Source organism: Pedobacter sp., from assembly GCF_045628745.1.
Lineage (GTDB): Bacteria > Bacteroidota > Bacteroidia > Sphingobacteriales > Sphingobacteriaceae > Pedobacter.
Genome location: NZ_JAZQPU010000021.1, coordinates 25,877 through 35,940, shown reverse-complemented (window position 1 = coordinate 35,940; position 10,064 = coordinate 25,877). Strand labels below are relative to the sequence as shown.

Below are 10,064 nucleotides of genomic sequence, written 5' to 3'. Positions count from 1 at the left end.
AATTGCGCCTGCGTGGTATGAACAAGCAGCAGGGAAAATATAAAAGGGAGGAGGAATTTCATCATTTTTTATTTGCCGATAAAATAGCAAAAAAAAAGCATCCCGACCAGCGGGATGCTTTTAATATATATAACTGGAGGTTATTTAGCTTTGTTTTTGCTTTCTTCGCCTTCCATTTGTTGTTTCAACTGTGCTAATACACCTAAATCTCCAAGTGTTGATTTCTCAACTGAATCTTTAACTTTCTTAACAGCACTGCTAGATGCTTTAGCTTCTTTTTTCTTAGAAGCTCTTTCTTCTGCTACAGCTTCAGCTTTAGCCTCTTCCCAGATACGGGCATGAGATACAACGATACGTTTAGCATCTTTGTTAAACTCAATGATTTTGAAGTCATTAGTTTCTTCAGCTTTGATGACAGAACCATCTTCTTTAGCCATATGTTTTGTAGGTACGAAACCTTCAACACCATAAGGTAAAGCAATAACAGCACCTTTATCAGTTACTTTAACAACAGTTCCCTGGTGGATTGAATCCATCGTGAAGATAGTTTCAAAAGTATCCCAAGGGTTTTCTTCTAATTGTTTGTGACCAAGGCTTAATTTGCGGCTTTCAACGTCTAATTCTAAAACAACTACGTCTAATGTATCACCAACTTTAGTGAATTCGTTAGGGTGGTTAACTTTTTTAGACCATGAAAGATCAGAAATGTGGATTAAACCATCGATACCTTCTTCAATTTCAACAAATACACCGAAGTTAGTCATGTTTTTAACTACTGCAGTATGTTTGCTTCCGATAGGATATCTTTCTGCAACATTTTGCCAAGGATCTTGAGTTAATTGTTTAATACCCAAGCTCATTTTACGCTCATCTCTGTCTAAAGTTAATACTTCAGCTTCGATTTCATCGCTAACTTTCAAGAATTCCTGAGGGCTGCGTAAGTTTTGAGACCATGACATTTCTGACACGTGAATTAAACCTTCAACACCTGGAATGATTTCTAAGAAAGCACCGTAATCAGCAACAGTTACAATTTTACCTTTAACTCTTGAACCGATAGCTAAGCTAGGATCTAAACTTTCCCAAGGGTGTGGAGTTAATTGTTTTAAACCTAATGCAATACGTTTTTTCTCGTCATCAAAGTCTAGAACTACAACATTGATTTTCTCGTCTAAGTTCAATACTTCTTTTGGATGCTCTATGCGGCCCCAAGAAATATCAGTAATGTGAAGTAAACCATCAACACCACCTAAATCGATGAATACACCAAAGTCAGTAATGTTTTTAACAGTTCCTTCTAATACCTGACCTTTTTCAAGTTTAGAAACGATTTCAACTTTTTGGCTTTCTAAGTCGTCTTCAATTAAGATTTTATGAGATACAACTACGTTTTTAAATTCGTGATTGATCTTAACAACTTTGAATTCCATTGTTTTACCTACGTAGATATCATAATCACGGATAGGTTTAATGTCAATTTGAGAACCAGGTAAGAAAGCTTCAACACCCATGATGTCAACAATTAAACCACCTTTAGTACGGCTTTTTACAAATCCGTTGATGATTCTGTCGTTTTCTAGAGCCTCATTAATAGACTCCCATGATCTTTGGGTTTTAGCTCTTTTACGAGATAAGATTAACTGGCCATTCGCATCTTCAGGTGCTTCCACGAAAACGTCAACGGTATCGCCAATTTTAAGATCCGGTGTATCACGGAATTCTGATGTAGATACTAATCCGTCAGATTTAAATCCTACGTTTAATACTACGTCTTTGTTGTTGATTGAAACAACAATACCGCTAATGATTTCACCTTGATTGATTTGATTAAAAGTATCGGTATACATGTCTTCGAACTTTTTACGGTCCTCGTCAGAATATTTACCAAATGCTTTATCGTCAGCATCCCAATCAAAATCTTGATCCGGGGTTGCTAGTGATGATTTGATCGCTTCGATCGACATTGTATCAGCTTCTGATTCAATGGTTTCTCTCTCAGTCAGACGCGCGTCTGCACCTTGAAGTTCGGCTTTTTTAGCCTCTAGTTCTTTTTCTGCTACTTGTTTTTTTGCCATTAAAAATTTAATCTCCTTTTCCCGTTAGGGACTACAAATATACGAATATATATTTTAGAGCATATTATTTTTTTATAAATGTTGTTGATTTATAAGTGCTTGTCATAAAGATGTGTAGGTAATTGTATAATTTTTATATAAAAATCCCATATTTCTCCTCTATATTTAAGCCTATCATCCTATTGTATTCACGTATAACGAAATATAAGTCTAAACGAGCCATGGCTAAATCTTATACTAAAATACCTTAAAATGAAAGAGATACTCAAAATTGGGCTAGATTCTGTAGCGCCTGTTCCTATGCATACTGATTATAATTCTGCTGTTTTTGAAGGATTTGAAGTCGATTTAATGCAGGAAATTGCCAGTCAGCTCAACCTGGAGTTACACTATGAAATATCTTTATGGAAAAATATTCTTGAAAAATTATATAAAGGCCAGCTAGACATGATCTGCTCGGCGGTAACGATGACTACCTCGCGACAAAGAATACTGGAATTTAGCACACCCTACCTGCAGTTCAGGCTTTGTGCTGTGGTCAACAGGGGCACTTCGGTGTATAACCTGAGCAATTTTGACCATAAAACCATCGGTATCCGCATTGCCACAGAAGCAGAAAACTATATCATGGGTAAATTTCCCAGTCACAATATGGTACATGCCAATAGAAACGACGAACTCTATGATTTACTGCTACGTGGAGAAATTGATGTGCTCATTGACGATTCGCCCATTGCAGGTGGTTTTTTGAAAAAACATCCTGACTTGCAAATCGGCATGTTTTTGCCACAAACACATTCTCAATATGCTATTGCCATGAAAAAGGGTGATACTATATTACGGCAGCGAATTAATGAGGTGCTGAAACACCTTAAAGGAAACGGTTTCTATCACCAGATTTACAAGAAATGGTTCAATCAAATTGAACTCTGATCTTCACTGTCCTTGGCTCTTTCAGCCTCCAGGATATCCTTTAATTGTATCAGGCGGTCCAAAAAGCTAGCATAGGCTTTGATATGGCCATGGGCTTTGACGGTGATGATGTGACTGCGGATAAACTTTTTTACATCTACAATTTTTGTAGCCTTATTTAAGTATACGCTTTCTGGTAAATCTATTCCCTCAAAATAGGCTTCTAATTCTTCAATGGTCATGCTGCAAAGATAAGATAAATCTGATTTGAACTTTTACACCCTATTGTTGTTAAGAAAGATAAATATATACTTATGCCAGAACTACCAGACCTACAGGTATTCAGTAAAAATCTCAACAAAGAATTAGCCGGTAAAAAGCTGCAGCAACTGACTGTTGTAGTGCCTAAAAAACTCAATGTACCAGAAAAACAACTACAGGAAGCGCTGGTTAAACAGCAATTGGAGGAGGTAAAAAGGGTGGGTAAAGAATTACATTTTGTGTTTAAGAATGGCCATGTGCTTGGTCTTCATTTGATGCTCCATGGGGAGCTCACCTTTTTTGAGGGCGAGGATCTGCCGAAATTTACCATTATTGCCCTACAGTTTGACCATGGCAAAGGTTTAGCCTTATCCGATTTTCAGAAAATGGCTACGCCAACGCTGGATCCTGAACCTTCATCAGCACCAGATGCTTTATCAAAAGAAATTGACCTGGATTTTTTAAGAAAGCTGCTGCAGTCTCAAAAAACCAGCATCAAGAACATCCTGCTTGATCAGCATTTAATACGTGGAATAGGGAATGCTTATGCAGATGAGATTTTATGGGATGCCGGCATTTCGCCTTTTTCTTCTGCTCCTAAAATTCCAGATGACAAAATTAAAACGCTGCTTCAATCTATCAGGGCCACTTTAAAGGGTGCCGAAGCGCAATTACTCAAGGCTCATCCAGAAATTATCAGTGGGGAATACCGGGAATTTCTGAAAGTTCATGGCCCTAAAATTACCCATAGCCCTACAGGGGCGGAGGTGCTGGTTAAAAAGATCGGCTCCCGAAAAACCTATTATACAGCAGAGCAAGAGTTATACGATTGAAAAATAATTTTATTTCCAGCCACCGCCCAGTGCCTGGTAAAGGTTAACCACGGCTTGCAACTTTTGCAGCCTATCGCTTACACCACTCAACTGGGCTGCCAGTAAACTTTGCTCTGATGTCAATACATCTACATAATTGGTGGCAGAACTGTAACGTAGTAATTCCTCGGTAAATTCTACGGCCTTAGTTAAGGCAGCAATCTGTTTGGCACGGGACTCTTCTTTTTCATTGGCCATTTGATAGGCATAAAGTGCATCAGACACTTCCTGTCCTGCCTGAAGCAGGCTTTGCTGAAAATCATTTAAGGCCTGCACCTGCACTGATTGTGCACGGGTTAAACGTGCCCTGTTGGCACCCTGAGCAAAAATGGGTTGTGTTAAACCACCTACTAAATTATAAAAAATAGCATTTGTAAAAAAGTCTTTCAACTCTAAATTAGAGAAACCAACACCAGCGCTCAAAGTTAAACTGGGGTAAAAATAAGACCTTGCCAGGTTGGTATCTTCAAAAGAAGTACGGAAGGCAAATTCTGCTGCCTGCACATCAGGCCGATTGACTAATAATTGTGCAGATACGCCTGTTTTTAAATCTTCTGGTGATTGCTGGTCTACTAATTTATTTCTCTTGATGGCACCAGGCGCCCGTGCTAACAGCAGACATAATACGTTTTCTGTGATCCTGATGTTTTGCTTCAGGTCTGGAATAGATACTTCTGCGGCATAAACATTGGCCTCACTTTGTACCACAGCAGCCCCATTGACCACAGCACCTTCTTTAAGGGCTTTCATGGTTTCCACATTCTCAATTCTTTTTTTTAGCGTCAGCTCTGTAATCTCCAGCTGTCGGTCTAAAGCCAGTAAGTTGTAATAGTTGTTGGCGATATCAGCAATTAAACGCGTTTGTACGGCACGTTTTGCAGCATCTGTTTGCAGGTAATTAGCCAAAGCCGCTCTTTTAGAGCTACTCAGTTTACCCCATATGTCAGCTTCCCAGGAGGTGCTGAGTTGCAATTGGTAGGTGTTGGTTAACGTATTAATATTGATACCTGGGGGGAAATTTAATCCTGCTTCAGAAGTTTTATTCCGCGAAGCCCTGGCATCTGCCGTTAGCGTAGGGAAAAAAGCCAGTTTACTTTGTGTTAAAAGTGCTTGCGCCTGTACAATGTTTTGTATGGCATTCTGTAAATTAAGGTTTTGGGCCAGTCCTTCTTCTATCAAAGCCACCAGCGTAGCATCGGCAAACAAGGTTTTCCATGACCTTGTTGCCATAGAAGTTGTGTCAGTACCTATATCATCACGAAATAAGCCTTCTGTTTTTACATCCGGACGTTGGTAGGTTTTTGTTACCTTACAAGCACCCAGCAGCAACAAAATACACATGGCTACAAGGACTTGCGTTTTAATTCTATCCTTCATTTCAACTAAATTAGATAACGTGATCGTCTATTATGATTAACCTTTAGGCAGATTGATATAGTTTGCTTCCTGCTTTGCAGCTTCTAATTCTTCCGGACTATGTTCTTCATCCACGTCATCACCGTAATTTTTAGTCGGCGGACCACTGATTTTTTCCTGTAAAGTCTGGAACACTAAAAAAAGAATAGGAATGACAAAAACCCCGAAGAGCGTACCTATTAACATTCCGCCAACAGCACCTGTACCAATAGACTTGTTACCAACGGCACCTGCCCCTGAAGCGAACATCAATGGCATTAATCCGAATATAAAGGCAAAGGAAGTCATCAGAATGGGCCTTAACCTTGCTACGGCACCATCAATGGCCGACTGTAAAATTGGCATACCCTCTTTTCTTCTGGCCAGTGCAAACTCAACAATTAAAATACCGTTTTTTGCCAGCAGTCCTATCAACATGATGAGGGAAATCTGTAAATATATGCTGCTGTTCAATTTAAAGACAATGGAGAAAAAGTAAGCGCCGGCTAAACCAAAGGGCAGGGAAAGAAGTACCGCAAAGGGGAGGATATAACTTTCATATTGTGCACTGAGCAGGAAATAAACGAAGATCAAACACAACACAAAAATAAATAACGTCTGACTGCCCGATTCCAGCTCTTCCCTTGTCAATCCTGAAAAGTCATAACCATAACCTGGAGGTAAATGTTCCGCTGCCACTTCCTGTATAGCTGTAATGGCATCACCAGAGCTATAACCAGGATTCGGGGCGCCTGTTACAGCAATAGAACTGAAAAGGTTAAACCTGGAAATGGCTTCAGGTCCATATACCCGGTTGAGGCTTATGAAGCTCGTTATAGGGGCCATGGTGCCGTTGCTATTGCGGACAAAAATATTGTTCATGCCTTCAAGGTTGGCCCTGAAAGGTGCATCTGCCTGGATCATTACCCTGAATTGCTTGCCGAATTTATTAAAGTTAGAGGCATATAAACCACCGTAATAGCCTTGCAGCGTACCTAAAATATCATTAACCGTTAATCCTGCTTCTTTTACCTTTTCCAGGTTTACATTCAGCATGTACTGTGGGAAACCAGGGTTAAATGACGTGGTGGCATATTGTATTTCCTTACGTTTGGATAATTCTCCCAGGAAAGCAGTATTAACTTTAAACAGCTCGTCCATGGTATGACCACCCTTGTCTTGGAGCTGAAATTCAAAACCACCACTTTGTCCGAAACCTTGTAACGTTGGTGGTGCTATAAAGAAAATACTGGCCTCCCTAATGCCACTGGTTTTTTGGAAAAGATCTCCAATAACATCGTTTACACTTCTATCCCTTTCACTCCATGTCTTCAGTCTAACAATGACCATACTATAGGAACTACCTGCACCGGCGGTAAAATTTAAGCCAATGATGCGCAAAGTGTTTTTTACCTCTGGCATGGTATGGGCAATGCTGTCTACCGTTTCAGCCATTTTCTGTGAGCGTTCAAGCGAGGAAGAAGGGGGGAGGCTGATGTTGGCAAATATGGCCCCCTGGTCTTCAGCGGGCACAAAGGTAGAAGGAGTGGTCTTCATCATGTAAAACAAGGCAAGGCCAAAGATGACAATGGCCAGGAATACCGCCCAGGTTCTTGCCGATAACACCTGTACGGTACGTTTATATTTATTGGTTACTTTTTCAAAGGCAACGTTAAAAGCCGTATAAAAGCGCTGCAAAAAGCTATGGTGTTTGTGGTCGTCGGCATGGGGTTTTAACAATAAGGCACATAAAGCAGGACTCAAGGTCAGCGCGTTTATAGCAGATAGAATAATGGCGACAGCCAGTGTTACCCCAAACTGTTTATAAAAAACACCTGTAGAACCCGTAATAAAGGTAACAGGAATAAATACGGCAGCCATCACCAGGGTAATGGAAATGATGGCACCTGATATTTCATTCATGGCATCTACAGCTGCCTTTTTTGAAGACTTGTAGCCATGATCCAGTTTAGCATGCACTGCTTCCACAACCACAATGGCATCATCAACCACAATACCAATGGCCAGCACCAGCGCAAAGAGCGTAAGCAAGTTAATGGTAAAGCCAAATAAACTGAGGAAGAAAAAGGTGCCCACAATAGCTACCGGAACGGCAATAGCGGGAATAAGCGTGGAGCGGAAATCCTGCAGAAAGATAAATACCACAATGAATACCAGGATAAAGGCTTCAATTAAAGTGTGAATCACTTTCTCAATAGAGGCATCGAGGTTTTCGTTCACATCCACCAGGTAGGTATAATAGACACCTTTGGGAAAATCTTTTGAGGCAAGTTCCAGGATTTTCTTGGAGTTGTTGATCACATCGCGGGCGTTAGAACCTGGGGTCTGGCTGATGGCCATCCCTACAGAAGGTCTTCCATTAGTTTGTGTGTTAATGGTATAACCCAAAGAGCCTAGTTCAACACGGGCCACATCTTTTAAGTGCAATACCTGACCATTGCCCACAGACCTGATGACCATATTTTCGAATTCTTCAACGGTACTTAGGCGCCCTTTATATTTAATGATGTATTGAAAGCTTTCATTACCATTTTCACCAAATTTACCTGGGGCAGCTTCAATGTTTTGCTCCTCCAGTGTGGCGCTGATGTCACTGGGCACCAGGCTATATTGAGACATTACATCAGGTTTCAGCCATATCCGCAGAGCATAATCTTTAGAGCCAAATACCCGGGCTTCACCTACACCCGTTACCCTTTGAATTGGAGGGATGAGGTTAATCTTGGCATAATTCTGTAAGAAAGTATCATCGTAGGTGGAGTCATCACTGTATAAAGTGAAAATCAGCAAGTTACTGCTCTGGCTTTTAGTCACCGTAACCCCAGAGCGGGTAACCTCCTGAGGCAATAAACTTGTGGCCCTGGAAACTCTGTTTTGAACGTTCACAGCAGCAAGGTCAGGATCGGTACCCACCTTAAAAAATATATTGATGCTGGCCGTACCTTCATTGGTAGAGGAGGAAGTCATGTAAGTCATGTTTTCCACCCCATTAATTTGCTCTTCAAGAGGTACAACCACACTTTTTAACACTACATCAGCATTGGCACCTGTATAATTGGCGGCCACCTGCACGGTAGGGGGTGCAATATCCGGATATTGGGCAATAGGTAAGGCTATCAGGCCTAAGATGCCGAGAATAACGATAATGACAGAGATTACCGTAGAAAGCACCGGACGTAAAATGAAAATTTTAAACATGACCTTTATTTTAATCCTGCATACACACTTTCCGAATTAACCATAACAGCTTTAATAGGGGTGCCATCTTTGAGGGTAGCTACCCCTTCCAATACTATTTTATCACCTGCTTTTAAACCCTTTTCCACCACGAAAAACTGACCTGCAGCATTGGGCAAAACCGTAATGGCCACAGCTTTAGTTTTATTGTCCTTGTCTGCTATCACCACAAAACGTTTGTCCTGCAGCTCATAAGTGGCACTTTGAGGAACAAGGATAGCTGATTTTACTTCATTGGGAATTCTTACCGTTGCAAAGCTGCCACTCCTGATCAGTCCATTCGGATTGGGAAAGCTGGCCCTTACATTGGCAGCGCCTGTTTGTGTATTAATTAAACCATTGACGGTTTGTATCGTCCCTTTTTTATTATATAAAGTACCATCAGAAAGGATGAGTGATACCGGGGGCAGTGTCTTTAGTTTTGCTTCAAAAGATTTCCCAGCTACTTCTTTGTTAAAACTCAACAGCAAATTTTCATTGATGGCAAAATAAGCGAAAACATTCCCTATGCTGGAAACGGTGGTTAAAGGCTCAGCGGTGCTGCTGCTCACCAGGCTTCCTAAACGGTAGGGAATAGAGCCCACCACACCATTAACGGGGCTCGTTACCAAAGTATAACCTAAATTTGTTCTGGCATTTGCAAGTTCCGCTCTGGCTTGTGCCAAACGTGCCAGACTCGTCTGGTAGGTAAACTGCGCAGACTCTAATTCATATTTGCTGACTATATCTTTTTCGACAAGGGGTTTTACTTTATTGACGGCAAGTTTGGAGGCGCTCACATCCGCTTCAGCACTTAGTACACTTGCTGTAGCCGCGCGCACTTCCTGTTCATACTGTGGCGCATCGATTCTAAACAGTGGCTGTCCTTTGTGGACCACTGTTCCTTCGTCTACATAGATCTTCTTGACGAAACCATCAACCTTTGGCCTGATTTCAATATTCTCCTGTCCTTGTATACTTGCTGGATAATCGGTGTTTAAAGTAGCATCCCTGGGGCGTAACTCCAACACTTTATAATCTTTTGCCGGCGTAGCTCCAGCAGCCTGCTGTGCGGCTTTGTCGTTTTTGTTATTGCCACAGGAAATCAAAACGGCACAGCAAACCAAAAAAAAGAGCTTCAGGCTTATGTTTGTGGAAAAATGAAGTTTGTTATAGATGTATCTCATTGCTACATATCTATTTACCTAATAACAATACTTAACCAATAAATTGGTGCTTTGTTTAAAGTTAAGGAATTATGTAGCGAAAAAAATATAAATTATACCAAAAAAGCAAATGAATTTGCTTTAAC

At 40.8% G+C, this 10,064-nt stretch carries 7 protein-coding genes; 2 read left to right on the top strand and 5 right to left on the bottom strand.

Annotation, left to right across the window (positions count from 1 at the left end):
• Positions 1-140 precede the first annotated feature (140 nt).
• Positions 141-2,075 (bottom strand): 30S ribosomal protein S1, encoded by a 1,935-nt coding sequence (gene rpsA, locus ACR2F7_RS01035; protein WP_432711754.1) that lies wholly within the window; start codon positions 2,073-2,075, stop codon positions 141-143.
• Between the two features lie 252 nt (positions 2,076-2,327).
• On the opposite strand from rpsA, the gene ACR2F7_RS01030 reads away from it, so the two are divergent.
• On the top strand, positions 2,328-3,008 hold the full coding sequence (locus ACR2F7_RS01030; RefSeq protein ID WP_432711753.1) for a substrate-binding periplasmic protein: 681 nt from the start codon (positions 2,328-2,330) through the stop codon (positions 3,006-3,008).
• Here the strand turns inward: ACR2F7_RS01030 and ACR2F7_RS01025 are convergent.
• The gene (locus ACR2F7_RS01025) at positions 2,993-3,229 is read right to left on the bottom strand and encodes a DUF6965 family protein (RefSeq protein ID WP_432711752.1); all 237 of its coding nucleotides are present in this window, start codon (positions 3,227-3,229) and stop codon (positions 2,993-2,995) included. The two genes, ACR2F7_RS01030 and ACR2F7_RS01025, sit on opposite strands and share 16 nt — an antisense overlap.
• A 72-nt stretch (positions 3,230-3,301) precedes the next feature.
• Here ACR2F7_RS01025 and ACR2F7_RS01020 point away from each other — a divergent pair, with 72 nt between their 5' ends.
• Positions 3,302-4,081, top strand: coding sequence for a DNA-formamidopyrimidine glycosylase family protein (locus tag ACR2F7_RS01020; RefSeq protein ID WP_432711751.1), 780 nt, complete (start codon positions 3,302-3,304; stop codon positions 4,079-4,081).
• A gap of 9 nt (positions 4,082-4,090) precedes the next feature.
• Here ACR2F7_RS01020 and ACR2F7_RS01015 read toward each other — a convergent pair whose 3' ends face one another.
• Genes ACR2F7_RS01015 through ACR2F7_RS01005 form a run of 3 tightly spaced genes read right to left on the bottom strand, consistent with a single transcriptional unit; the run spans position 4,091 to position 9,939 of the window.
• Positions 4,091-5,497 carry an efflux transporter outer membrane subunit gene (locus tag ACR2F7_RS01015; RefSeq protein ID WP_432711750.1) on the bottom strand — a complete coding sequence of 469 codons (1,407 nt, stop codon included), beginning with the start codon at positions 5,495-5,497 and terminating at the stop codon, positions 4,091-4,093.
• A gap of 36 nt (positions 5,498-5,533) precedes the next feature.
• Positions 5,534-8,734, bottom strand: coding sequence for an efflux RND transporter permease subunit (locus ACR2F7_RS01010; protein ID WP_432711749.1), 3,201 nt, complete (start codon positions 8,732-8,734; stop codon positions 5,534-5,536).
• A 5-nt stretch (positions 8,735-8,739) separates the two neighbouring features.
• A complete protein-coding gene (locus tag ACR2F7_RS01005) occupies positions 8,740-9,939 on the bottom strand; it encodes an efflux RND transporter periplasmic adaptor subunit (protein ID WP_432711748.1) in 1,200 nt (399 codons plus the stop codon).
• Positions 9,940-10,064: the final 125 nt, after the last annotated feature.

Coding starts and splice junctions, on each gene's coding strand:
- rpsA (WP_432711754.1), bottom strand. CDS start 2,075: ATGGCAAAAAAACAAGTAGCAGAAAAAGAACTAGAGGCTAAAAAAGCC.
- ACR2F7_RS01030 (WP_432711753.1), top strand. CDS start 2,328: ATGAAAGAGATACTCAAAATTGGGCTAGATTCTGTAGCGCCTGTTCCT.
- ACR2F7_RS01025 (WP_432711752.1), bottom strand. CDS start 3,229: ATGACCATTGAAGAATTAGAAGCCTATTTTGAGGGAATAGATTTACCA.
- ACR2F7_RS01020 (WP_432711751.1), top strand. CDS start 3,302: ATGCCAGAACTACCAGACCTACAGGTATTCAGTAAAAATCTCAACAAA.
- ACR2F7_RS01015 (WP_432711750.1), bottom strand. CDS start 5,497: ATGAAGGATAGAATTAAAACGCAAGTCCTTGTAGCCATGTGTATTTTG.
- ACR2F7_RS01010 (WP_432711749.1), bottom strand. CDS start 8,734: ATGTTTAAAATTTTCATTTTACGTCCGGTGCTTTCTACGGTAATCTCT.
- ACR2F7_RS01005 (WP_432711748.1), bottom strand. CDS start 9,939: ATGAGATACATCTATAACAAACTTCATTTTTCCACAAACATAAGCCTG.